Annotated in this window: 22 protein-coding genes; 6 read left to right on the forward strand and 16 right to left on the reverse strand. The window is 57.2% G+C overall.

The features are described from left to right. Positions 1–40 precede the first annotated feature (40 nt). The 6 genes from ACWORE_RS06605 to ACWORE_RS06630 form a co-directional block, all read right to left on the reverse strand. On the reverse strand, positions 41–1,609 hold the full coding sequence (locus ACWORE_RS06605) for a glycoside hydrolase family 32 protein (RefSeq protein WP_455303223.1): 1,569 nt from the start codon (positions 1,607–1,609) through the stop codon (positions 41–43). Then, on the reverse strand, positions 1,609–2,343 hold the full coding sequence (gene budA, locus ACWORE_RS06610; RefSeq protein WP_448234644.1) for an acetolactate decarboxylase: 735 nt from the start codon (positions 2,341–2,343) through the stop codon (positions 1,609–1,611). Before budA ends, ACWORE_RS06605 begins: the two co-directional genes overlap by 1 nt. An 80-nt stretch (positions 2,344–2,423) precedes the next feature. After that, positions 2,424–4,289: a phosphoenolpyruvate carboxykinase (GTP) gene (locus ACWORE_RS06615; RefSeq protein WP_204087933.1), complete on the reverse strand. Its 1,866-nt coding sequence runs from the start codon at positions 4,287–4,289 to the stop codon at positions 2,424–2,426. Positions 4,290–4,520: 231 nt separating this feature from the next. After that, complete coding sequence (locus tag ACWORE_RS06620; RefSeq protein ID WP_455303224.1) at positions 4,521–5,177, reverse strand: DUF6802 family protein; 657 nt, start codon at positions 5,175–5,177, stop codon at positions 4,521–4,523. 32 nt (positions 5,178–5,209) lie between these two features. After that, positions 5,210–6,709, reverse strand: coding sequence for a hypothetical protein (locus ACWORE_RS06625; protein ID WP_455303225.1), 1,500 nt, complete (start codon positions 6,707–6,709; stop codon positions 5,210–5,212). Beyond that, a complete protein-coding gene (locus ACWORE_RS06630; protein WP_303124231.1) occupies positions 6,706–6,912 on the reverse strand; it encodes a hypothetical protein in 207 nt (68 codons plus the stop codon). Before ACWORE_RS06630 ends, ACWORE_RS06625 begins: the two co-directional genes overlap by 4 nt. Positions 6,913–7,177: 265 nt before the next feature. Here ACWORE_RS06630 and trmB point away from each other — a divergent pair, with 265 nt between their 5' ends. The 6 genes from trmB (at position 7,178) to ACWORE_RS06660 (ending at position 12,012) form a co-directional block, all read left to right on the forward strand. Then, positions 7,178–7,930: a tRNA (guanosine(46)-N7)-methyltransferase TrmB gene (trmB, locus tag ACWORE_RS06635; protein WP_455303226.1), complete on the forward strand. Its 753-nt coding sequence runs from the start codon at positions 7,178–7,180 to the stop codon at positions 7,928–7,930. Beyond that, positions 7,927–8,613, forward strand: a complete 687-nt coding sequence (locus tag ACWORE_RS06640; RefSeq protein ID WP_406605481.1) for an NYN domain-containing protein — start codon at positions 7,927–7,929, stop codon at positions 8,611–8,613. Before trmB ends, ACWORE_RS06640 begins: the two co-directional genes overlap by 4 nt. Next, a complete protein-coding gene (locus ACWORE_RS06645; RefSeq protein WP_406605480.1) occupies positions 8,603–9,838 on the forward strand; it encodes a lysylphosphatidylglycerol synthase transmembrane domain-containing protein in 1,236 nt (411 codons plus the stop codon). Before ACWORE_RS06640 ends, ACWORE_RS06645 begins: the two co-directional genes overlap by 11 nt. A gap of 78 nt (positions 9,839–9,916) precedes the next feature. Beyond that, positions 9,917–10,438, forward strand: a complete 522-nt coding sequence (locus tag ACWORE_RS06650; RefSeq protein ID WP_296137062.1) for a DUF3054 domain-containing protein — start codon at positions 9,917–9,919, stop codon at positions 10,436–10,438. 72 nt (positions 10,439–10,510) lie between these two features. After that, positions 10,511–11,368, forward strand: a complete 858-nt coding sequence (locus ACWORE_RS06655; RefSeq protein WP_455303227.1) for a peptide MFS transporter — start codon at positions 10,511–10,513, stop codon at positions 11,366–11,368. Next, positions 11,290–12,012: an oligopeptide:H+ symporter gene (locus ACWORE_RS06660; protein ID WP_455303228.1), complete on the forward strand. Its 723-nt coding sequence runs from the start codon at positions 11,290–11,292 to the stop codon at positions 12,010–12,012. The genes ACWORE_RS06655 and ACWORE_RS06660 overlap by 79 nt, the downstream gene beginning before the upstream one ends. Before the next feature lie 117 nt (positions 12,013–12,129). Here the strand turns inward: ACWORE_RS06660 and ACWORE_RS06665 are convergent, their stop codons facing one another. The 10 genes from ACWORE_RS06665 to ACWORE_RS06710 form a co-directional block, all read right to left on the reverse strand. Further along, entirely contained in the window at positions 12,130–13,215 is a 1,086-nt protein-coding gene (locus ACWORE_RS06665; RefSeq protein WP_455303229.1) for a hypothetical protein, read from the reverse strand. A gap of 18 nt (positions 13,216–13,233) precedes the next feature. Continuing rightward, a complete protein-coding gene (locus ACWORE_RS06670) occupies positions 13,234–13,563 on the reverse strand; it encodes a hypothetical protein (RefSeq protein WP_455303230.1) in 330 nt (109 codons plus the stop codon). Between the two features lie 667 nt (positions 13,564–14,230). Continuing rightward, entirely contained in the window at positions 14,231–15,178 is a 948-nt protein-coding gene (locus ACWORE_RS06675) for a cutinase family protein (RefSeq protein WP_455303231.1), read from the reverse strand. Between the two features lie 24 nt (positions 15,179–15,202). Further along, entirely contained in the window at positions 15,203–15,865 is a 663-nt protein-coding gene (locus tag ACWORE_RS06680; RefSeq protein ID WP_406605475.1) for a hypothetical protein, read from the reverse strand. A gap of 120 nt (positions 15,866–15,985) precedes the next feature. After that, positions 15,986–18,022: an alpha/beta hydrolase-fold protein gene (locus ACWORE_RS06685; protein ID WP_455303232.1), complete on the reverse strand. Its 2,037-nt coding sequence runs from the start codon at positions 18,020–18,022 to the stop codon at positions 15,986–15,988. Between the two features lie 243 nt (positions 18,023–18,265). Further along, positions 18,266–19,396: an alpha/beta hydrolase gene (locus tag ACWORE_RS06690; RefSeq protein ID WP_406605473.1), complete on the reverse strand. Its 1,131-nt coding sequence runs from the start codon at positions 19,394–19,396 to the stop codon at positions 18,266–18,268. Positions 19,397–19,734: 338 nt separating this feature from the next. Next, on the reverse strand, positions 19,735–20,772 hold the full coding sequence (locus tag ACWORE_RS06695; protein WP_406605472.1) for a decaprenyl-phosphate phosphoribosyltransferase: 1,038 nt from the start codon (positions 20,770–20,772) through the stop codon (positions 19,735–19,737). 82 nt (positions 20,773–20,854) lie between these two features. Beyond that, a complete protein-coding gene (locus ACWORE_RS06700; RefSeq protein ID WP_236881787.1) occupies positions 20,855–21,292 on the reverse strand; it encodes a phosphatase PAP2 family protein in 438 nt (145 codons plus the stop codon). 76 nt (positions 21,293–21,368) lie between these two features. Beyond that, positions 21,369–23,438 carry a glycosyltransferase gene (locus tag ACWORE_RS06705; RefSeq protein ID WP_448234664.1) on the reverse strand — a complete coding sequence of 690 codons (2,070 nt, stop codon included), beginning with the start codon at positions 23,436–23,438 and terminating at the stop codon, positions 21,369–21,371. Positions 23,439–23,697: 259 nt separating this feature from the next. Next, positions 23,698–24,639: a prolyl oligopeptidase family serine peptidase gene (locus tag ACWORE_RS06710; RefSeq protein ID WP_455303233.1), complete on the reverse strand. Its 942-nt coding sequence runs from the start codon at positions 24,637–24,639 to the stop codon at positions 23,698–23,700. Positions 24,640–24,953: the final 314 nt, after the last annotated feature.

Raw genomic sequence — 24,953 nt, forward strand, 5'->3', positions numbered from 1 at the left:
GCCCGGAAAGCTCCCAAAACCTATTCCACCATTTCACCAGCTATGACCACGTCTCCTCGGCCCAATGATCCCCACGATTCAAGAACAGTCGCGAGGTCAAGGTGTACCCCGCAACGTCAGCTTCCATTATCGACCCATCTACGCTCAACAACAATTCTGGCTTGCCAATGTGGTTGCGATAATTGTCGATCGCCTCAGACAGGATCATGACGCCGCGAACATCGGGGCCGTCGTGGTAGAACTGCTCCGTCCGGTCAATGCGAACCAGCAGGTCACCGGCCTTGTTGCGCATCATGTCCACATCAACATGGACTCCGTCCGCCGACACCAGCCCCAGGTGGGAGCGGTGACGTGGCTCGGGAATATCCCGACGCACGCCCACCACGGTGCCGTACACATTCGTTTCGGGGATGGTCGTGGAATCAATCACTCCCGACGCCACATCTGCCGCTGCCGACGACGTCGTCACGAATTCTTGAACGAGACGGCCGCCACACAAGCGAACCCGGCGCGGCATGGTGAGGCAATGCACCCACCCATCGTCGGCCGTCGGTTGGTCGTCCGCGTTTGGCAAACCGGCCCAGGCGATCATGATGGCGTCGTCGACGGCTGTGTCATCGCCCGTTACCGGAGCGAGCCGGGCGGCATAGAACTCGTGGCCGAGGTCCAGTTCACTGCACCCGCGTTCAACGTGGAATGTTGTCCCCTCAAGCCGGCCGACCCAGTACACGCATTGCGCTGAGCTGGCAAAATAGTAAGCATTCGGCGAAACACCCCGCATGCTGACCACGAGGGCATCCTTGTCCTCCCCCGTCGCGCAATCACGCATACGAAGCAGGTTCGGGTATTCCCACGACGACGCCTCCGGGACGATATCGAAGGTGTCGCCCTCGACGGCATCCGTCGTGTCGAGGGTCAACGGGCCGTCGGCCGTCCATGACCGCAGATTATCCGAGCGATACAGGGTTAGCGACGGCTCCTTCACCGAGCCCACGACCATCCGCCAGCCCCCGAAGGGCGAATCGAGATCGCGGAACACGAACGGCCCGCAGGCTCCGTCCGGGGAGGCGGCGCTATCTAACAAGGGGTTATGGCTACTGGGGCGGCACCACCCACCATGCCGGCCACTGGTGTCAAACAGGGCGGCCATGTTCACCGACGTATCGCACCAGTCGGCAGAAAAATGGGCGGAGGCCGGGTCTTCGGTCGGCGTCGAGTTGTGGACGCGGCGTCCCTCCCCTTGTGGAGCGACAATCCCGGTGTACACCAGGCGCACGGTGCCGTCGTCGTCACGAATGGCGCTGCCTGATAAACACCCGTCCCGGTCATAGTCGTGATTGGGGACGAGCACGTCCGGGTGGAAGCGCCATTCGGATCGCAGCCGCGGAGTGTGACCATCGGGGGCCGGGGTCACCACAACGCTGGCGTGCCCCCAGCGGAGGCGTGAGTTTTGCACCGGGAAGCGCTGGTCGTGGGCAAAAAAGACATGAAGACGCCCGTCATCTGTCACTACACCATGGGGTGCCATGAGCCTGCCACCCGCCGGCGTCACATGAAATCGCGGACGCCATGCCTCTACCACGTTCGCTCCTCGACGGGCCGTAGACACTAGTCTTTCACCTCAGTTGTGTGGAGTTTCTCGTCCAAGTCCTCCGGGGCGAGGTTCGCACGGGAGAAATCTTGCGTCAAGGGGAGCTTGAGCTCGAGGTCCGTGCCGGGGCATAGCTCAATGACGCCCTTTTCGAGCTCGAAGTCCAAGACGTGGCCGCCGCTGGTGCGATCGTCGTCAATGAAGTGCACGTGGCAGCCTGGAACCGAAATTCCTTTTTCATAAATGGGGGTGCGGAAGCCAGCGATAATGCCCGATACGTCGTTAAACACCTGGGCGGCGTCCTCCTCGGTCACCTTGTGCATGGGCCGATAGGGGCGCTCTTGACGAACCACTGTGCGAGTTCGCACTTCAGTAAATTTACCGCGAATACGCAGGGCATACATGTAGTTTTCCGACGGTGTCATGCTGTCGATAAACGACGACAAATCCGCCCGGCTAATGTGTGATGGCGCCTCGCGGACGATGCGGGGCACGAAGTTCGTTGCCACCGCGTAAGGAGTCCGCTGCTCGAGTTCCGCGGGGCGGGCTGTTCCGTCGTGTTTCAACTGGTAACAGACCCCGTCGATAATGACCATCTCCCCATCGAGGGCATCGAAGGTCCCCAACCCGAAGTTACCTTTGCCCAGTAACTCGCCGATGGTCATTTCTCCGTCGTAAATACCATCCAACAAAGCAGTCATTAGAGAGTTCTGGAAGATGGTGTGTCGTACTACTGGATGATCATGACTCATGACCAGCAATATTACACGCATAGGGCGCACACCAGAGATGATATGCGCCCTTGGCTTGCTTCCTTCAGAAGAGAAAGGTTTTACTTCGCCTTCATATCATCCAGGGCCTTGTTGCCATCCTTATTGGCTGTCTTGATCCTGGTCTTGAGGAAGTCGAACTCGTCCCAGATTTCCTGCGGAACCTTCGGACCCAAGCTCTTCAACCAATCCTCGGTATCGGAGAGATCCATCTGCCACTTATCCGCGGGTGCGGTCAGCGCAGCTTTGACGTCCTTGGGATCTGTGTCGAGGCCATCGATATCGATGTCCTTCGAGTAAGCGGTGTATCCGACCACCGTCTTCTTGGCATCGACGCGACCCTCGATGCGGTCCACGATCCACTTGAGGACACGGCTGTTTTCACCGAAGCCGGGCCAGAGGAAACGTCCGTCGTCGCCGCGGCGGAACCAGTTAACCAGGAAGACCTTGGGAAGTTTGTCTCCACCCTTCTTACCGATGTCCAGCCAGTGCTGGAGGTAATCACCCACGTTGTAACCGATGAACGGAAGCATGGCCATGGGGTCGTAGCGGAGAGTACCGACCTTCGCCTCGGCAGCAGCGGCGGTTTGGCCGGAGGCCAGCGTGGCGCCAATGAAGGTTGCGTGCTGCCAGTCGATAGCTTCGGTGACCAGCGGCACAGTGTCGGGGCGACGTCCACCGAACAGGATCGCGTCGACCGGTACACCCTTCGGGTCGTTAAACTCGGGCGCGGCGACCGGGCACTGCTCGATCGGAACGCAGTACCTGGAGTTCGGGTGCGAGGACAAGCAGTCCTCGTCGGGAGTCCAGTCCTTGCCTTTCCAGTCGATCAAGTGGTCTGGCTCGTTTTCGAGGCCTTCCCACCACACGTCGCCATCGTCGGTCAGCGCAACGTTGGTGAAGATGTTGTTCCCCTTCTCCATTGTCTTCATGGCGTTGGGGTTGGACTTGTAGTTGGTGCCGGGGGCGACGCCGAAGAAGCCATTTTCTGGGTTGACTGCGTAGAGCCGGCCATCGTCGCCGAAGTGGAGCCAAGCGATGTCGTCGCCGATGACTTCAGCTTTCCAGCCGGGGATCGTCGGTTGGATCATCGCGAGGTTGGTCTTACCGCACTGCGACGGGAATGCGGCGCAAATGTGGTACGCCTTGCCCTCGGGGGAGATGAGCTTCAGGATCAGCATGTGCTCTGCCATCCAGCCTTCATCCTTGGCCATGACAGATGCGATGCGGAGGGCGTAGCACTTCTTCGCCAAAATGGCGTTGCCGCCGTAGCCGGAGCCGTAGGACCAGATCACGCGGTCCTCAGGGAACTGCGTAATGTACTTCGTTTCGTTACACGGCCACTTGACGTCCTCTTGGCCCGGCTCCAGCGGTGCACCTACCGAGTGCAAGCCCTTCACGAAGGGACCGTCGCCGATCTTGTCGAGGGCTTCCTTGCCCATGCGGGTCATAATGCGCATCGACATCACGACATAACCGGAGTCGGTGAGCTCGATCCCCAGTTTGGGGTCGGGGTCGGTAATCGGGCCCATGCAGAACGGAACCACATACATGGTCCGGCCCTTCATCGATCCCTTAAAGTGCTCGCTCATTTCAGCGCGCATTTCGTCTGGGTCGCGCCAGTTGTTCGTCGGGCCGGCGCCATCTTCGGTCTTCGAGCAGATAAACGTCCGGGATTCAACGCGAGCAACGTCGGCGGGGTCTGATGAGGCTAAGTACGAATTGGGGCGCTTCTCCTCATTGAGCTTGACGAGGGTCCCCTTGTCGACGAGGTCCTTTGCAAGTGCTTCCCACTCCTCGTCCGAGCCGTCGCAGAAAACGACTTTATCCGGCTGACACAGTTCAGCGCACTCCGCGATCCAATTAAGCATGTCTTGGTTTGTCGTTGGGGCATTGCCTTCGAGCCCCGGGATCGTAGGTGCTGACATAGGATTTTCTCCTCACATCGATGTACAGTGCCGGTCGCCCGCGCGGTCTGTTCGCGCTCCCGGCTTCTGGTACCACTGTAACCGGAAGCAGGGGAAAAAGAGGCTCTTTACCCCAATTCGTGTAGCGACGAATTTCACATTTTGGGGGGTATTTTTCACCCGTTTAATCACGCCTGTTTTCGCGGTTTGATTTACTTGTTTTCCCGGGTATTTCCGACACTCACTCCGGCGTCAATCCCAACTACCACGCTCGATACATTCCCACCGACCCCGAGTCCACGTGTCTAAACACTGCTTTGATCTGGACGATCTCTTATCACCTGTCACCAACCCGCGATCTCGGTTTGTTTCATCACGGGAAGAATCCTCCTCCCCACCCGCTGTGCTGTGACTCTTCTCACTGCGACTAGTGAGGTGGGTGACAGCCCCACCCAAGGAATGTACTTGATAAGAAATTTCATTGTTGGAGCCGTGGGGCCCACGTGTCGACGATCCTCTCTCTAAATCGTGCTCCTGAGCAGCACGCCCTTCATCCACTTCCCCACCGGAACTCATCGCCCACGAGGCATATCCCCCATCAAACCGGACGGTCGTCACCCGGTCGACCATGCCATCGCCATCTGAGTCGGTGTACACCGTCAATCCATCATCGTCAGAAAGCGTCACCGAGTCACTGGTTCCGTCACCATCAGCATCAAGCCGAGCATCTCCCAGGTCATAGAAGCTTCCCTCGAGCGACAACGTCAATCCCGATACCCCCGGCGGGCCCGTCTCACAGTCCGTCAAGCCACAGAGCGCCGACGCTGACGGGGGCCCGACCGTCGAGTGGCCACCCCACCAGTCGCCCAACATCTCGTCGTCGTCAAATAAGAAAAATGCATCCGACATGTCCGTCGCCTCTCGCTACTTATCGGATGACGTCACTTGCCAATCGGCCGCGGAACACCCTGCCGGAGAGAATCCGACCGTGGAGCACCGGCACGTGAAGCGCCCGGGCGCGACGACGACGCCATCTCCATATGAGCAAAAGCCTCCTGCAACGCCACTGTCCGCAACCCCCCTGACCGCAGGCGTTTCACTCGTTTTTCCTCCGCATGACTGGTCACCCGACGTGCATGATCAATCCACTGATCGCGTGCTAATGCCAGCGCATCCGCGCCGCCCACCCGTCGAAAATTATTCTGAAGCTGCTGGTGACGCATATAACTGACCACAATCGCGCAGAACAACCCGAACGCAATTCCCAGACTGATTGAGACACCGAACGCGGTCCCCACAAGAGGCATCACCACCATTCGAGCCACCCCGAGACCAAGGCTGATCCCGACCGAAATGATCAGAATCCGTTCCGTCACGCTCGCTTCAGGCGGATCAAAAGGCACATCTATATATGGGACGGGCTCCGTGCCGGCGGGCCGATCATCATTCAGCTGATCCGTGGCGGCATCAATGATCTCGGGCAATTCTTTCGGGTCAAGGCACGAGCGCCAGGCCGACGATGCCGACCGATAGGCATCCTGAACAGCGCGATCCATCATCGCTCGACAATTCTGATTCGTCACAGCCATACTGTCCCGGCGCTGCTTCTCCTCCGTATGCAACCAATTTCTCAACGTGCTCGAGGGAAGCAACACCCGTGGCGAAACGTTGTACGTGAGTTTCTTCTCAGGAACGCGGACGACACCAATATCAGAGAGGACAGCCGTCGTCGCTGAACTCGGCGTCGGCGTCGATACCCCCGATGGCGGAACCGGCAACGTGTAATACTCTTCCACGTCGTCGGTGACATCATCAGTGGCCTCAGCGGCCGGGGCACGATCAGAACTATCCACCCCGCGAACTACATCACTGTTTCCGGGATTGCTCGCTCTATCACTTCTACCTGGATTGTCCGCCGTCGACGATGCCACGAGTTCTTGCGCGTACCGGTGGCATACCGTCATCAACTCATAATCGGAATAACAAATCGGGATGCCCTCCCAGTCACGAGGCAAGGGCTTGCCATCGCCGGGGAAAAACAGGGCGCCCGCCGAACCTGCAGAAAGCGCTCCATCGGGCGTCGAGAGAATCACAACATGATCCACGGCACGACGAACAGCCTCAAGAATCCGCTGATCCTTATCGGGAATAATCGTGTGCGCGGCCGGCGGCACCACGGCCACAACAACATCAGGTTGTACCTCGGGGCCAGCCGCAATAGCGACCTCCCATGTCACATTCTCAGGATCACCAGGAAAACCACCACGTACGGCAGCCTCCACCACACCAGCTACTCGAGGGAGCGCCGCCACGTCTGGCCCGATAATGCTGACGACAAAATGCCGTTCTCCCCCATCGTGTCTTCTCTCACTCGGCCCGACGCCGTCCGATTCGGGAACACCCGTCCACGATGTTTGTTGAGGAACCGCAGGCGCGCTCACGCAGCATCACCCACCTGACCGTCGATAATCTCTTGTATTCGATCACGCATCGCAGGATCTACCGCAGCACTCTGTTCCAATGCGGTCGAGACCTCCGATGGGGAGTTCACATGAGTTACAGCGTGGTCAAAAAAGCGTCGGGCCTCGCTATTGCTATGCGGATACGACATTTGAATAAAACGGATGAGCGACGAGACCGACATCTCCGGCTGCATATTGTCCCCCTGATTTATGAGTGATTAATGTGCCGCGCCCATCCCCTGGCGCAGCATAATGCTCAATTGTGTGCGCCCATATTATGACCAGGATCCACACGGCGATCAACCCTAATGAGAAAAATTCCCCACATAATCCCCACACAATCCTCAGATAATTCAGAGCAACTCCCCAGAAAAAGTGGTCATGATGCCCGAAACACAGTCGGCGAAAGATTGATTAAAGGTAGGCCTCCCTGGCAAAATAAGCCCGATGTCCACGAATCTTGAAGGCCCAATTGGTGAGCTCTCCCACGGTCGGCCCCCGCAAACCGTCGTCAATGATGGTCGCGATTACCCCCGACTAGGAACCGTGAGCTTCCGACGAGGAACACTGACACCCCGTCAGCAAGAACTGTGGGACGATAAATGGCCAACCTACGGCCGCGTCCTCGATGACGCTGTTATTGATACCGACAGCTGGTTCGGTCGGTCTGCCCCCACCATTCTCGAGATCGGATCGGGGACGGGAACGTCGACAGTAGCTATGGCCTCCCGCGAACCTGACTTTAATGTCATCGCGGTTGACCTCTATAAACCCGGGCTCGCGAAGCTGCTCGGCGCCTTCATCCGGGAAGGCCTCACCAATATCAGGATGGTTCGTGGCGATGGCGTGGAAGTCCTCCATCGCATGATTGCGCCCGAGTCGCTATTAGGGGTGCGCATCTTTTTCCCAGACCCCTGGCCCAAAGCGCGCCATCACAAACGCCGCATCATACAGTCAGGAACGCTGCATTTGATTGCGTCCCGGCTCAAACCCGGCGGGGTACTCCACGTCGCCACCGATCACGCCGGCTATGCCGAGTGGATCGACGAACGCGTCGACGTGGAACCACTCCTTGAGTACAAGGGTTGGCCGTGGGATGAGTCCCCGATCCTGACCGACCGGCAGCTCACCACGAAATTTGAAAACCGTGGGCTTAGCATGGATCACACAATCAGGGAATACTTGTGGAGGCGGAAGTGACCAACCACGCAAACACCACATCCCGGGGCCATTCATATTCAGCAGTCCCCGACGAAACCCCGTCGGCACTGCTCATTTGGGATGCACCCAATATCGACATGGGCCTGGGATCGATTCTCGGTGGACGACCAAGCTCTGCCTACCGCCCACGCTTCGACTCGCTGGGACAATGGCTGATCAACGAGGCAGACCAGCTCAGCGCTTCCCGCGACGAGCAGATCGAACCGGAGGCGACGGTCTTTACCAACATCATGCCGGGGTCTGCGGACTCAATCCGCCCATGGATCGACGCGCTCCGCAATCTCGGTTTCGCCGTGTTTGCCAAACCCAAGCTTTTCGACGACACCGACGTCGACCCGGACATGCTGGCGCACATCAACCGTCGGTACGACGAGGGTGTGCTGCGCTCGGTGTATGTCGCGAGCGCGGACGGCAGAAATTTTCAACCACGCTTGGAGGAACTAGCCGCCGAGGGTATCGACGTTGCCGTGCTGGGGTTTTATGAACACGCCACCTGGGCGGTGATGAGCGAGGCGATACGCTTCGTCGACCTCGAAGACATCCCGGATATATTCACCACGCCGCTGCCGCGGGTGAACCTCGACCGCCTCCCCGATGACGGCGCGTGGCTGCAGCCGTACCGCTCCCTCCGTACCGTGAAGTCGTCTCATCATGACAGCTAGTCGTGAGGGAGCTGAGGCCATGACTATCGAAGCGGGAACCCCCGGACGGAAAACCGAGGCCACTGCGAGTACGGAGGACACCGCTGAAGATACAGTGCTTGCCGACGCGCAGTCAGCCGGGGAGACCACCGTCGCCCCCAAGGAACAGGCATCGCGCAGATCCCGCACCCCCGGAAGCGTCAAGGTGCAGCCTCTCCCCTGGTGGCGGCGAGCGCTTTCCCTCATGCGTCACCCTCTTGTCCGGTTAGTGTTCTTCCTCGCTGTGGTCGTCGCCCTCACGATGATCGGGCGGGGGAGCATTGACTTCGTGTCGGAGGGTCTGGGCTACATCAGGTCGGCCAACACCACGTGGATCATCGTCGGGATCGCGTTTATCGGCGTATCCATCCTGGCCATGGGCGAACTCATGTACGTCCTTTTACGCAGCGCTGGGGTTCCGTGTAAACGGTCCAGTGTCTACGCCCTCACTCTGACGTCGAACTCCGTGTCCGCCACTTTCCCGGGCGGTCCTGCTATTTCATTAGCGATGATTTTCCGTGAGCAGCATAAATGGGGAGCATCATCAGTGATCGCCAGCTGGTACATGGTGATTTCCGGTGTGATCGCGTCGGGAGTGCTTGCCCTCTATGGCCTCATCGCGTTCTATTTTTTGGGCGCCAAGGTGAACCCGTGGACGCTCGTGATTTCTCTCACCGCGGTCGTCGTCGTGTTACTTGTTGTGAAGTGGCTGGCAGCGCACCTCTCTCACGTCGAACGCATCGTCGTCAAAATCCTTCGGAAGGTGAACCATTACCGGGGCAAGCCTCTCAACACGGGAATCGACAAAGCGCGCGAAAGCATCAAGACCCTCAGCAGTGTTGACCTGCCTTTACCGAAGCTCGCCTTGGCGGCCGTGTGGTCAGCCGTGAACTGGGGGGCCGATTGCCTCTGCCTCCTCGTTTGCCTGTGGGCAGTGGGGGCGCACCCGAATGTGGCGTCGGTTGTTCTCGCGTTCGTCACCGCCAAGATTGTGGGAACTGCACAGGTCACGCCGGGCGGGTTGGGGCCCGTCGAGGCGACGATCGTGGGCACCCTTGTCGCCACCGGTATGACGTCGGCAACCGCGCTTGCTGCCACCATTATTTTCAGAATGATTTCGTTCATTCTCCTCGCCGCGGTGGGCTGGGTTATTTTCCTCATTCAATATGCGGGCCCGAAACGCGCGATGATGTTGGGGCGGTCCTGAGGAATCGCACGTCACCCTCATGCAGCACGGGCAACACGAATAACGCATCGACAATACTGACAACATAGGCGCTACATCATGGCGCACGACCAAGGATTGGAGTTCATCATGTCGCAGTCCGCTTCTCACGGACCCGAGACTGGCGAGGACCGCGCACCAGGCACGCAGGTGAGCTACGTGCAGGCAGCGGTTATGGACATCATCGCAGTTCTGCTCTTCGCACTGCTTGCGCGGATCGCCCACAATTCACCGGAATTGCCGTTTAGTTGGGGTGGTGTGCTCGCTACTGCCTGGCCTTTCCTGCTCGGCGCGGCCGCCGGGTTCGGTGTCATGGCCATTCTCCGACGCCCTGCCGGCGCCGTGGTTCCGTTCGGTATCACTGTGTGGATTCCCGCCGTCGTTGTGGGCCTCACGATTTGGGGTTTCCACCACAGCAAATTCCCGCACTGGTCATTCATCATCGTGGCGACCGTCACGTCGGCGATTTTTATCCTCGGGTGGAGGGGCCTGACTCGGCTCTCTGCGTCACGCGCGCACAAGCGGCGTGAGCGTCGGCAAGCTCTTATCGATGCCGAAGAAAAACGCAAAGCCGATAAGTAACAGACAAGTAAAACATGAATAAATGGCCCCCGCTATGCATGACGAGAAATAGCGGAGTGATTCAATAGTTGTATGTCACATACCGACTTGGCCTCAGGATCCACCGGATCCGGCCTCGCTGAACGCGGCGAAACCACCTCCAAAACATTCTTCGGCCACCCTTGGGGGTTGGCGAACCTCTTCGGCGTGGAGATGTGGGAGCGCTTCAGCTTCTACGGGCTGCAAGGCCTTGTTCTCTTCTACCTGTATCACAGTACCGACGACGGCGGGCTGGGCATGTCCGAAAGCCTGGCGACGTCGATCGTTGGTGCTTATGGCGGTGCGGTGTTCCTCGCTTCGATCGGTGGCGCGTGGATTTCTGACCGTGTCCTGGGGGCGGAAAAGACACTGTTTTACTCGGCAGTGCTCATCATGTTGGGGCATATGTCGCTCGCCCTCCTGCCTGGGTTCACTGGCCTGATTATTGGTCTTGTCCTGGTTGCCGTGGGATCAGGTGCTCTGAAAACGGCGAACTCCGCGATGGTGGGGACCTTATACAAAGAGGGCGACCCCAAACGCGACGGCGGATTTTCGTTGTTCTACATGGGCGTGAACATCGGGGCGTTGATTGGCCCGCTGGTGACTGGCGCGTTATGGAAGCAGATGGGGTTCCACTGGGGCTTCGGGGCAGCTGCGGTTGGTATGGCGTTGGGGCTTATTCAGTACATTCTCATGCGGAAGACCACGTTGCAGAATGCTGGCGCCAAGGCACCGAATCCTTTGCGGCCTGATGAACGCGTGAAGTCGTGGGGCGGAGTCATCGCGTTGACGGTCATCATTGTGGGGCTTGCTTTGCTCTTCCCCACTTCTCAGTGTCGACGTATGTTGCGGTCATTGCAATTGTTGCCGCTATTTATTTCTGGCAGGAAATGTACCGTTCTTCATTGGTGAACCGGACGGAACTCCATCGTTTGCTGGGGTTTATTCCGATGTTCCTGGCTGCGTGCGTGTTTTGGTCGATTTACCAACAGCAGTTCACGATGGTGGCAATGTATGCGGATAAGAAGCTGAACTTGAGTTGGGGCTTCATGAACACTCCGGCCTCATGGGTTCAGTCGATTAACCCGATCTTCATTATTCTTTTAGCGCCGCTTTTCACGATTCTGTGGGATCGTCTTGGTACACGTCAGCCGTCTACTCCGGTGAAGTTTGGTATGTCGGCCATTATGTTGGGGCTTGGCCTAGTTCCGTTCCTCTTCTTTGTTAGCTATGCCGACCATTCGACGCCCTACTACATGATTGTTGTAGTGCTCTTCCTCTTCACTGTGTCCGAGCTGTTGCTGTCTCCGGTGGGGTTGTCGATGTCTACGAAGCTTGCCCCGCGTGCGTATCCGGCACGGATGGTGGCGATGTGGAATCTGACCTCCGCTGTGGGTACGGCTTTAGCAGGTACGCTGGCTGGCTTCTACAATCCGGAGTCCGCACATGATTCCACGATCTATTTCATAACAATGATCTGCGTGTGCGTGATGATCGGAGCCATCATTCTGGCGGTATCGAAGCCCATTGTGAAGCTCTTCGATGGTGTGAAATAGGCGTATCGCCACCGCGGCAGTGTCCGCCCACATGGTGTCGTGGTAGTCCACTGCCTAACGGTGGCATCTAAGAGCCCTCATCCTCTGTGTTCTAGATCCTCTTTGTTCTGGCAGTTCTTACACTGACAGGTTGAGATTCACACCGAGGGAGGCCTGCGCATTAATGCTGACCCCTAGCTGGCCCTGTGGCGCTGACGCACACGGCTTCTTTTCCGGTGCTGGCTTCTGGCATGGGTCCTGCTTCACCTGCTGCTGAACAGGGCAGTTCCCTTGCACATTAGGGACATTACCGCTGTTAATGGATGCCGAAACGTTGCCGGCAATTGACAGACCAGCGTTGATCAGGTTTGACGCGTTAGCGTTAACCGCTGCTGCAGCATTGGCCTTGACGGTTGCTGCAGCGTTGGCAATGTGCTGATTCACTGTTTCTTGAGTGGCCCGAATGTCTTTCTCGGTAATGAGATTCCTCTGGGCAATGGGTGTGCCCTTCTCTACCGTCCGCGACACGTTCTGGATGGTCGTGCCTTTTTCGATCGGGGTGCCCTTCTGAATCGGCGTCCCCTTCTCTACCGGGGCAGACACCTGGGTGCTACGGTTCTGCTCAATAATGCGCTTCTGCATGCTCGTACGCTGCTGTTCAACAGATTGTTCAGCGGTCGTAGATGAGATGCTGCCCTTGACGCCCCACACAATTCCCGACTTACCGATGCCACTGATTGCGACAGCGGATTCATTCGTCGTGCTTCCATCCGCTTTCCATGCATGGCGGGCCGACGCGGCGATGCGCTGAGCATCCTTCTGCTGGATTGCGCCACGGTCCGGTGGGCATGAGCAATCGGCACTCTTAGCCAGAGAAGCTCCCGGCGCGGCGATATGGCTAGCGATCCGGTTCTTGTAGTCCATGGCGAGTTTCGCTACCGCAGTCACGCCGATTGCGCTTTCGTTAGAGGCGGCTTCCGACTTAGCTCCGGCCTTAGACACTCCAACAGAGCACGGGCCGACACCGATGCGTTGCGCGTGGTCATTACGAACACCGCGAGCGCTATCTCCCGCGACAAGATCTTTCCCACTAATCTCTTTCTGCGATAACTGCCGGTTAACCTGGACAGTTTGCGCGTCGTTACGTGTCTGCTGATCAATCTGTACAGCAGCACGCTGAGGTGCAGTAGCCTTCGGGAGAGTTGCAGTCGATTGCGGCGTCATGCGCGGGATCTGCTTTTGCTATACGCGGATTCCCTGAGCGATGGACTGTTGTGTGCCTCCGCGTTCGGACGCTGAGATGACCGTTTGCGATTGTTTGGGTATTGCCTGCGCGGGTTTTGCCACCTGCTGATTCATCGTTTGCTGTGGCTTAACGGATACCGACTGCGGTTCGACAAATCCTCCGGCGAATGCAGCGGGAGCTGCTGCGGTGATGCCCACACACGCAATGCCCAAGCTCATTGCTGGAACCGCGAAGGATGCGCGGTCCCCGATGCGCGTTTCACTATCCCTGTGCTTTCCGCGGTATCCCCGATGAGTTGCCCGCGAAGAGATTTGGTTATCCCCCATTGTATGTAATTCCCCTTTATTTCCTGGTGGCACGGGTTGGATCCCCCAGCCCAAAGCGTGAAATGCTTGAGGCTCTGAGCTACACCATGCCCACCGTCATATGCTTATGAGCCTTGAGGTGACAATGCATCCTCATTGTGTCCAGTGATGACCTGCGATCCTCTCACAGGCATGTCTGGAATGACTCAGGACTTCCATGTCCTATCCATAAAATACATGGCTGTTGTGCCAAAGAAAAGAACGGTCGGCATCTTCTTTCTGTTTTACGGGAAGATTGATGGGTGATAGTGACCACAGTTCTAAGGAAACTAACAGCTTCACTCGATGGAACCACCAGAGAATGTCCGTAGATTCATTCATGTCAGTGGCTGACGGAGACCACAACAGGATTCTCAGTTTTCTACCGACGCAGGGTGCCACGGGTACACAGCGTCACACCACCTGTACACCGCTAGCCACTGAAAAACGGACTCAGGCTTTATGCCGAAGCTACTAGGAAAGAAGGGTGATCTATAGGAATCTGAGGGAGCAATGGGACAGAGAAGCCCGCACCTGCTGGGGAGCAAGGTGCGGGTTTTTCATATCCGCTTCGTGTCCGCGTGCGTGCGATCTACGCGACCCTACCCGACGCGGCGGGATTTACGCGGCGCGGCCTACACAGCGTGGACTATGTGTTGTTGTTAATTAGCCCTTGAGCCCACTGAAGCATCCACGCGATAGACGTCGTTCCCTCGATAACGTTCGGGTTCGTGCCGTATTGAATATGCAGCGAGTTGCCTGTGAACAGCGCGTCCACGTTCTCTGGCTCAACCTTCAAACTGGTGGGCATATCGCACATGGCATCGCCCGGCGCGCAAATCTCATTGACGCGGTCGTTCAGGTCTCCCATTCCCCCAGATCGCGGACCACGGGGAGTAAACCCAGGTACCACATTGCCCAGCACCGCTGCGAAGGGTTGCAAGGCAATTTCGGATCCGACGCCTTTCGGTTGAGCCCCGACCGTTTGTCCTTCGCCGGTCATCCGACGTGGATCAGCAAGTGCGGTGACTCCCGCGACGGTGTCGCTCGGCACGACACCACGGTTATTTCCTATGTCACTCGCAACATCGCCCGCTATGGCCGCTCCCTGGGAGAACCCCATGATGACGAACTTCGTCGCAGGACAATGATCACGGGTTGCGGATAGTTCTGCGTTGACGATGCGGATTCCCTCGTTAACCGAGTCCGCATAATTCATCTGGTCCAACGTCGCCAGAGTTTTCATCTGAGCGGGATAATTCGCTGTCCAGACCTTCACAGACGATGAATCATTGTTCTGCGTCAAAGGCCCTGTAACGCCTTGAAGCAACGCGTTCGGGAATTGTGTCGGGTGAAGCGGATCGTCACTCGTCGAGGACTCCCCTGTTCCAGGCACGGCAATAACCTCGACGGACGGACAATCTGCGGGTTGTTCCGGATTACCAGGCCCTTCACCATTGTTCGACGGAGCTCCAGGGCCTTGGCCTTGCGACCCCATCCACTGCGCTATTCCGACGGCGATTGCTCCCAGAAGAATGAGAACACCAACGATGACCAGTAGTTTGCGAAATACTGATCGAGACCCTTTCTGCGCCATAGCAACAGGTTACATGTCGAGGGTCTAGTCACCGCACAAGTCGCTGTCGGCAGACTCAGTAATCGCGCGTTCCACCTGGTCCAAGGGCTGGTCCGTGAGCTTCTGCTCGATCAGCTGTCCGGCCATCGCTCTCACCGAAAAACTGTCCTGCCCCTCAGCCTTTGCCTGGCAGTATTCCATAGCGGACGCAATCACTTGGTCAGCCGCGGAGCCATCAACGTTGATCTTGTCCTTCTGAATCGTCGACAAGAATTTCTTTTCTTCGTCCGTGCGCTGGCCACGGTTCGGTGCCGGAACTCGTGACACCTCAACCGGGGTTTCATCGTCCTTGGCATCAGGATTATCGCCGACGCCGTTATTGGAATCCGCCGATTTTTTAGAACTTGCCGACGACGAACTCGCGGATGACTTTGTCGAACTGCTCGATGAACTGGATGACCGAGCTTGAGTGGTCGTGGCGGAATCGGAATCGTCTTGCGTGGCTGTGGAGCCATCACCGCACGCCGCGAGAACCCCCCCGGCCAGCACAGATGCTAAAGCTAGGGCAGCACCCCGCGTGACTGACGAGCGACGGTTCCAGGCTTGACGGTTCCGACGACGAGGGGAAGCCAACGGCTGGTTCACCTCGTGGCCTTCAGCGTCATCAGCAGCATTCGAGCTCATTGTGAATCCACCGCGTGAAGTCATGCGTGTGTCCTTCCCGTCGTTCCCATCGACACTGTTATCTCGTCGCTGTTTCACGTTGCCGTCATCGCGCCATCATAGTGATGGATGGGTCGCAGCGTTGACGATCATCCTTACCCGGATTTACGGTTCCTGAACCTGACCGTTGATCTCTTTAATAGTGCCGTGCTGGAAATCAATGGTCAGACCGCCGGCTGGGATATTTGTCATGTCTGAGGTCGGGAACCCATACTTCCCACCTTGGGCACCATTCTTATCCCAGGCGTCGAAAATTCCGCCTTTCATGATGACGTGGGCGCCGGTATCCGGGGACCAGTAAATGTAGCCTTTGTCGAATTCGGTGAACGCTCCACCATCAACGGGTACTTCGTCGGTCTTTGCGAAGCCGAGTTTGTCTGCTCCACCAACGTCTTTGAACTTCTTGGCAATCTCACCTTGCACATAATGCGCTGTTCCACCTTTTGCCCTCGCCACCAGGCCGTTTTGGAACTCTTGGACCGCACCTCCCGCCACTGACTTCTCATCAGCTGTGGGGTAACCCAGCTTTCCGGTTTCGTAGCCCGTTGTTCCCCAGGCGTCGAACATCTCCGGCTTCAAAGCGTGAGGTCCGGTCTCAGCGTTCCAATAGATGGATCCGTGCTCAAACGTCACGAACCGCCCTTTGCCATCGGGAGAGGTGATCTCTTCGCTCGTCGGGTAGCCCAGGAATGATTTGGGTCCGCCCATCTCGGCATAATGAGCGCCGATACGGCCCCACAGGTTATGCGCTCCTGTCGACGGACTCCAGAACGTGCGTCCATTCCGGAAATCCTGGATCTTTCCTCCGTTGGCGCCGTCGTACTCGTCGGAAGTGCACCCACCAAGCTTGTCCTGGTCTTTCAGTGCGGCACTGGCAATTTCACCCATGGGCACACAGTTCGCGCCGCGATCGTTCTGCGACAGACCAAGAGCATCCGCCATGTACGGCCAGGACTTACCCAGTTCGAATTGCCAATACGGCCAGGTGTGGGTTCCAGAATTGCGGAACGCCGTCGTGACATTGATACCCGCGCGCTTGGCGTGGCTCACGAACGTTTCCGACGTCATCCGAGCTAGTGCTTCTTGCCCGAACGTGAGCCCCTTCTTCGGAAGCCCTGGAAGGACCTGGCTCTCGTCGTCATAGGATCCGGCTGCACCAGATCCTGCGGAAACATATACACCGGTGTTCTTCAACTTGCTGACGTTGAGCTTCGGGTCGTGCTCTTTCCAACCTTCAGACCCATACTGCCCCCACATGTTCTCAGCATTGAAAGGAGACACTGTCTTCATGACAAGACCGATCCCCTCGCTCATCCCCGGAGAACTCGTGTCCAGATAACCCGAGTAGGAACCGACGAAGTTGAACATGTCCGGATGCCGTTCGGCAAGGTTCATGGCACCTGTCGCACCGGCCGACATACCGAAGACGGCAGTCTTGTCATTAGCCCGCCAGCCTTCCTTAAGAATCGGGGGAAGTTCCTGAGTGAGGAAGGACTCCCACTTGTAGAGCACGCCACTATCTTCATTCAGCCAGTCGGTATAGAACGAGGCGAGGCCACCCACCGGCAAGACGACGTTGACATTGCGGTCCGCGAATTGCTGAACAATATTCGTCCCCGCGGTCCACCCGTTCTCAATTTGGTTGGGGACGATACCGTCGAGCCCAAGAACCGTCGGGAATGTTTTATCCGGCTGGGAGTACCAATCCCGGGCGAGAAGAATCTCAACCTTAATGGGATTTCCAGGCATCGCCTTGGAGTTGATATACAGCGCCACCCGTCGGTCAGTTAACCAATCGACGTGGTCAATGGATACCCCATCGGGAAGGTTATCGAGCTGTTGTTGCTCTGTGCGCATCGGAAGCGGCTCAGAAGGAATACTGAGAGGGAACGCGTTCTTGGCAGCTTCTCTCTGAACTGAATCAGGAACGTCGGCATGCTCTGCTGGAGCGGCCCCATCGCCGTTCTCAGAACCTCGTGGAGCAGCGCTTACAGAGGCACTGGGGCTCTGGCTCTCTGCGGGGGCATCCTCGGCTCTCGCGCCCGTGTGAATAGCCGCTGCACCAAGCATGACAACAAAACCTGTTGCAGCGATCGTGGTGGGCCACGTCCGACGATGGGAGAGCTTCGAAGAGGCGCGCATACCTGTAGTTCCTTAGTTCTGTGCCGGTAAACATTTTCTTCCGACATCATTATTACCGTGTTATACGCATGTTACCTATGCGACGCGCGGATAACGGTGTTGTTTATGTGGTTTTTTACCGACACTTCGCTTGATAACGGAGGAATACACATAAGACGCAGGCACCCTAACCGGTACCTGCGTCTTATGAAGGAATGTTTACGTTATTTTCCCAGGCCCCCTCTGTGGTGGCTCAGTGGTGACCTACTGTTCCTGGTGGCTGTTCTCAACAGCGCGCTGGACGTCGCCACCGGTGGCAGCTGCGTCATTCTGAGCGGCAGGAGAAACATCGTCGCCACGAACCCCCGGAACGGTGGCAGACCGTGAACCGGGATCGCCTGTCAGCGGCTTATCACCCTCAGGAACGCCCTGACCAGCGGCACTCTGGGTTGCCTGGAGGATACGGGGGCGAACCTTGATCAGTTCTTCACGCCAGTTGGTCCAGTTGTGAACACCAGCCAAGGGGTAATCAATGGTCGGGTTAATACCCTGCGCACGAAGAGCACCTTCAAACTGGGTGGTGGTCACACGCGACACAGCTTCCATACCCATCACGGATACGGAGTAGACAGGGTTAGCGAAGAAGTCATCCTGCGGGTTCCACCAGCCGGTCGCCGCGGAAATGTACACGTCGGTGTTGCGGTATGCGGCTGCGTTCTTCGTCGGATCGTTCTGACGGATGCGGTCACCGGTCCACATCTGGTCGATGCGGTACCCGCCATTTCCGAGCATCGAGCCAGCAATGCCCATGCGCATGATCGGGTTCGAGGTAGCTAAGTAGCCCGAGAATGATGAAACCTGACGGAACTGGTTCGGGTGATGAGCAGCCAAGTTCATAGCGCCAGTACCACCCATCGACATTCCGGCAACCGCGTTGTTGGTCGGTGAAACGCCGAAGTTAGCCTGGAGATACGCGGGAAGCTCAGAGCTTAAGAACGTGTCCCACTTGTAGGTTTGGGTGCCATCAGCTGATGTAGAGGGCTTCTCCCAGTCCGTGTAGAAGGAAGCTTTACCACCCAGGGGAAAGACCTTCGTGATGTTGTCGTCAACGAAAATGTTTTGAGCGTGTGCCCAGTCAATCCAGCCACTGCTGTTCGTTGGCCCGGCGAATCCGCCCAAAATGTAGAGGCCTGCATTGCCGTTACCATTGGCTGCCTGAATTTGGACCGGAATGTCCTTGTTCATGGCGTTCGAGTGGACTGTGCACTTCTGCACCCAGTAGGCGGCAGCATCCCATGTACAGCCCGGCCGTAGGGTGTCTCGGCTCCCCTCCGCATGAGCTTTATTTGAGCTCAGGGCGGTGGTCATGCCCAGCATGAGCGCAATGGCACTCACCAGCACGGCCACCATAAGCCAGGGCCTACGTATAGCTCCCACACGTCGCGAGAAGCTCATCATAAAATTTTCCTCTTTCCTCAAGAGCCTGGGAAGTTCCCTATCTCACTCATTCACGGTACGAACGCGGTCGGCCCTTCAGTAGCCGTCCATTCACCCCGAGGCAGATCCTCACAATCGGCCAGCGCACCGGAAATGAACGATCACCGATCACACTCGGTGGAACGATGACACACAATAGTAATCGAATAATACTCTGTCCTCGTTACTTCGCGATTTTCACCAGGTACGACGGTTCTCACGCCACAACTGACAAGCCGCACCCGAGAAGTGTCACCCTAGAAGGACGGCGCCACATACACCGCGACGAAAATCGCAATCGCCCAGAGGAGTCCCAGTAGCTGAAGTACGTGGTCACGCAGAGCTAATTCATCTGGCGCGCCCCCATCACCACGGTCCACGTCGGCTGCATACCGCAAAATAGCGACCGTAAACGGCACCATCGAAATCTCGTACCACAGGGCAGACGCGGAACTATCTTTCTGGCCCATCTCAAAGCCCCATAGGGCATAGGTCAGCACGACCGCCGTCGCAGACAAAGTCCATACAAAGCGCAAATAAGTCGGGGTATATCCCTCAAGGGACTTACGAATTTTCGCCCCCGATTTAGCTGCCAGCAGAATTTCCGAATACCGCTTGCCAGCCGCCATGAACAGGGAACCAAACGCCGCGACCAAGAGGAACCACTGTGAGAGGTCGATCCCCGCAGCGACGCCACCACCCATTGCACGCAAAAGGAATCCCGAGGACACCAACGCAATATCAATCACGGGCTGGTGTTTCCATCCGAAGCAGTATCCCAACTGCAGGATGATGTAGACACCGATCACCGTCGCCAAAGCCCAGGCAGACGTCGATAAGAAAGAGACAGCTAATGCAGCAAGAATGAGGACAACGGCCATTCCATAAGCCACTCCCACCGGGAGCACACCCGCGGCAATAGGGCGGTACCGCTTCGTCGGGTGAGCGCGGTCGGCTTCAACATCGCGAGCGTCGTTAATCAAATAAATCGACGACGCCGCGCAGCAGAAGGCAACGAACGCAATGAAGACGTCCACGGCGACGCGACCAGTGAACATATCCGAACCGGCCGCTGCAGGAGCGGCCACCACCAAGACATTCTTCACCCACTGCTTGGGGCGGATGGCCTTGAACATCGCCTCTGGCAGGTTCTTGGGCGCCCGCACTTTCGCGGAGGCTTTATCGTCCGCGTTTTTCGGAGCCTCGGGGTAGAGACCTCGTGTATGAGGCTCGGACCCAATTAGCGCACCATTGGATTCATTACTGGGATACGGATCGTGTTCATTGCCCGCCATCGTGTCTTTATAACTCCTCTGTGGTGACATTCGCAGTCGCCATCAATCGCACTACCCTATCCACGCTATCGACCGCACTAGTTTACTGGTGCGTCACAGCCCGATGAATAGCTTCCGCCGATATTCCTCCCAGGAGGGCCCCGGCTGCAACATCTGTTGGATAATGCACGCCGACTGTCATTCGCGACAGCATCATAAGCGGAATTACTGTCAATGGCACGCGTGAACCGGTGATCCGTGAGAGCTCAATCATCGCGGCCGTCGTCGACGTGGCATGTGACGAGGGAAAACTCAACTTCGACGGAGTCTTCACCCCGATCCGCACACGGGGGCCATGGGGCCTGGGACGATGAACAATACGCTTGAGAATCACAGATGCTGCGTGGCTCCCAAACGCTGCCCCGGTCAGTATTCCCCACTGGGTTCGACGCTTTTCATCCGCGATCATTCCGACGACGCCCAGCGCCAACCAGGCTGCGGCATGTTCACCCGCGTGGCTGAGCCCCCTGGCCAGAGGCATAACACCCGGTTTATCCGCAATGGCGCCCTGGATGAACTCAAGCACCCGGGTTTCGTCGAAGGGATCCCCTTTGTGTTTAGCGTTCAAAGATCGTGCTCCATCCCTCGCGGCTGGTCAGCCTTGGGTGAGCCTTGCGATACAGCTGGCGCATCTCCGGGAAGCGATCGTAAATTTCTTTCTGCAAACGCATCGACTCACGGGCCAACTTCACGGCCTTGGCACGGTTACGCTTACGGAACACAACTCCGCGGCCGTCGGCCGTCGTCACCGTAGCTCCGTCGACACGCGACAAGGAGAACCAGCGAGCCTCGATCGGCGGAAGGTTAACGTCGGGAACCTCGGGGTCACCATCGCTGGGCGAGAACTGCTTTTTCACAGCTTTCGACAGCGTAGACACCTTAGCTAGGGGGTTGAGCGGGATCTTTGTGAGATTCTTCGGCCCACCCTTAGCCGGCGGAACCGCCGACGCTGAGGGCAACACGACGGCATCCGGGTACTCTTTGCGCAACTCGTTGATGCGCGGGAGCGCGGTGTCGAGGATGTCAAAGAGCTGGTCAGGGCCACGCAAGAAGTCCTTAATGGCTTCGTTCTGGATAGCGACCGTCGAGTACTCGAGACACATGAGATGCTTCGTCGTCGCCTTGGCCATCGACTGCAGCATGCCCAAAATGGATCCGTCCTGCTCGATAGCAGCGACGATCAAACGGTTGCGCAGGTGGAAATAGGCCTGCCAGTCAATAGCATCATCCTTATCGGACCAGGCCATATGCCAAATCGCGATACCCGGCCACGATGCCGTCGGGAAGCCCGCATGCCCGGCGCGGAGGCCGTATTCGCCGTCATCCCATTTAATGAACAAGGGCAACGGCTGGCCGATGGTTTCTGCGACAACACGGGGGATCATGCACATCCACCAGCCGTTATAGTCGACGTCGATACGACGGTGAAGGTCACGCGAGGTAATCACATCGCCATTGGCGTTCCGCCCGTGATCTTTACGGTCACGCAGCGGGTACTGATAAAAGTCGTGGTCGTAATGGACGTGAGGTGCCGAGGTCCACATGAACGAATGCCGATCAATAACCTCGCCCATGCTGTGCAAGTGGCTGCGCTCTTGCAGGTTTAGCATCTGGCCGCCGACCAACATGGGCTGGCGTGCGTACCGGGCAACCTGGAGCGCGCGAAGAATGGAGTCAGGTTCGATGGCGATGTCATCGTCCATATAGAGAATGAACGGAGCTTTGGTGGCTCGCTTTTTGCGCTCCTCGTCAGAGCCCACACCACCCAGTGCCTCATACATAATGCGGGAGTAACCGCCCGATCCACCCAGGTTGCCCTGGCGGAACTCGTGGAACCGGTCACCAAAGTGCTTGACAGCGTCATCGAAGCCCGGTTCATCGGCAGGATGCTTCGTCCCCTGGTCGGGCATCAAAACAGCGTCGATAACGGCATCGACTTCTGGGTCAGAAGCGATGGCCTCTAAAGCGGCAACGGCGTCGGCGGGACGGTTGAAGGTCGGAATACCCACCGTCACGGATTTATCCTGCGGGCCGATCGTCGACCCGTCGGGCAGCGTTTGAGGACCAGGCTGTTCTGGCGCGTACCACCCGGCGGCCAACAACGTGACATCTGTTTCGCAAGTCAGGTCAAACCAGATCCAGCCGCCGTCTTCGAAGCGGTCCAGAGGGATCTCAAATTCCAGCGTCGATACAGTGGACTCCGCGGATGACGGCTCGCCCTCGATGGTGTCCTGCGTGCTCTCATCGGCCGTTGTGGCGTGAATGTCATCGGCCAGTACGTCGGTCATTTTGCCTTCGACAGCAATGCGGGATCCGTCGATTTTTGACCGGTAGACGTCGGCACGCGCGTCGCCCTGCAGCTCGAGCTTCAAGACGACGGATTTCAGCTGAGTCCAGCGTCGCCAATATGAAGCCGGGAAGCCGTTGAAATAGGTTTCGAAGCTGACCTCGGCGCCCGCCGGGAATGTTGCCTCGGTGCGACTGTGGAGCACAGCGCGCGACTTGTTCGCCTTCGATTCGATCATGTACAACGACCGAACATCGTGCGGCTCCCCCCTGCGAGGCAGAATAACGCGCTGAAGGCGCTCCACAGCTCGACTTTTAGCCTGACTCCCGGCCTGGCTCATACTCGCTAACCCTTTCATTTCACTTCCGTCAACATACCGAGCCTACCGCAGCTCACCAGCGCGACGAGGTTCCCCAATAGCAAGATGCCAGCAAAATGGTCCAGCACTACAGCACTTGAGCACTGAACTTACGACGCTGGCCTCCGGCACATCCTCGACGCAAACACCATGCCTAGAGTACTGGCTGGGTCCGCGCAGAGCTATTTAGCGTCGGATGTGGTGGAGAACGGGGCGGAGAGGCCCGTGCTGTGCGGGGCGGTTAATCGAAGTATTTGTCGTAGTAGTCCCCAAGTTTGTCGACGTACTTCTTTGCTTGACCGGGGTCCGAGTACAGACCGTGGCCCGATCGGGGGAAGACGAAATAGTCGTAGGGGACGTGGTTATTATCAAGAGCGCTCAATAAGCGATTATGCACCTTAAAGGGAACAATTTTGTCTTTCTTTCCGTATGCCATCAACATGGGAACGGAATTAGCGGAAACGTAATGATAGGGAGAAACGCGTTCCGCAAGGTCGTGATAAGAACCATCCGCCATGTCATGATCGCTGAGCTGCACGCCCGTCAGTTCAGTTAAGAACTTCTTTTTATCTTTCCCGTAGCCCTTAATATCGCCATTTGAGTCAGCCCAGTCTTCCGGCTGGAAACTTGCTGGCCCGACTTCCTGAAACACAAGTTTGAGAGGAACGGGACTGTCCTTCCCGTCACGGAAGGCGTACATCATCGCGAGGGTACCGCCAGCAGATTCCCCAGTAATGGCCATTTGATTCACTGGATATCCGTGTTGCTTGGCTTGTGCAACTACAGCCTTCACACTGTTCTTGATCTCCGTGTACATTTTGTCCAGGTTTGAGGGATGATCATCGGTGTTGGTCGTGTAGTTCACAGAAGCCGACACGTACCCTCGGGTTGCTGCGTCCTTTGCCGAGGCAGCATCTTTTTTATCACCGCTGACAAACCCGCCCCCATGGATCCACACCACTAGAGAAAACTGGGAGCCGTTTTTATCCTTGGGAAGGTATAAGTCGAAGTTGTTCTGGACCCCATCGCCATATTTAAGGTCCTTCACCACTGAATATAAATCTGGATTATTTTTAAACGTTCTACTCAACACATCAATACGCGTACAAAAGTAATAGGCGGTCACGGCAGCTACGACAACAACAATAAACACATAGAGAATACCCCAGGCGACTTTCTTCACTATCGGCCTCCTAGCATATTATCCAAATAAAGCCTGAACCCCAGATAAATCAGAAGGCCGAGTACTAGTCCTATAATCACACACAAAATAATTCGGGTAATCCGGTATGACAACACTTGTTTAACCCGACCCATACCGTCCTTCTTCCTTTACATTTGGCCCATGCAGGCTCGATTGTCGCCCGGGTGGCGCGATGTGGCACTGACCTCGCACCAGCTTCGTACTGGTCTCGTCCCGACTTCGCACCCTTGATAGATCGCTTTCCTAAAAGGATAGAGGAAATAAAACCTTACTGCTTCTTACATCGGTACGGC

It is taken from the genome of Corynebacterium sp. c7Ub_26, from assembly GCF_053760365.1.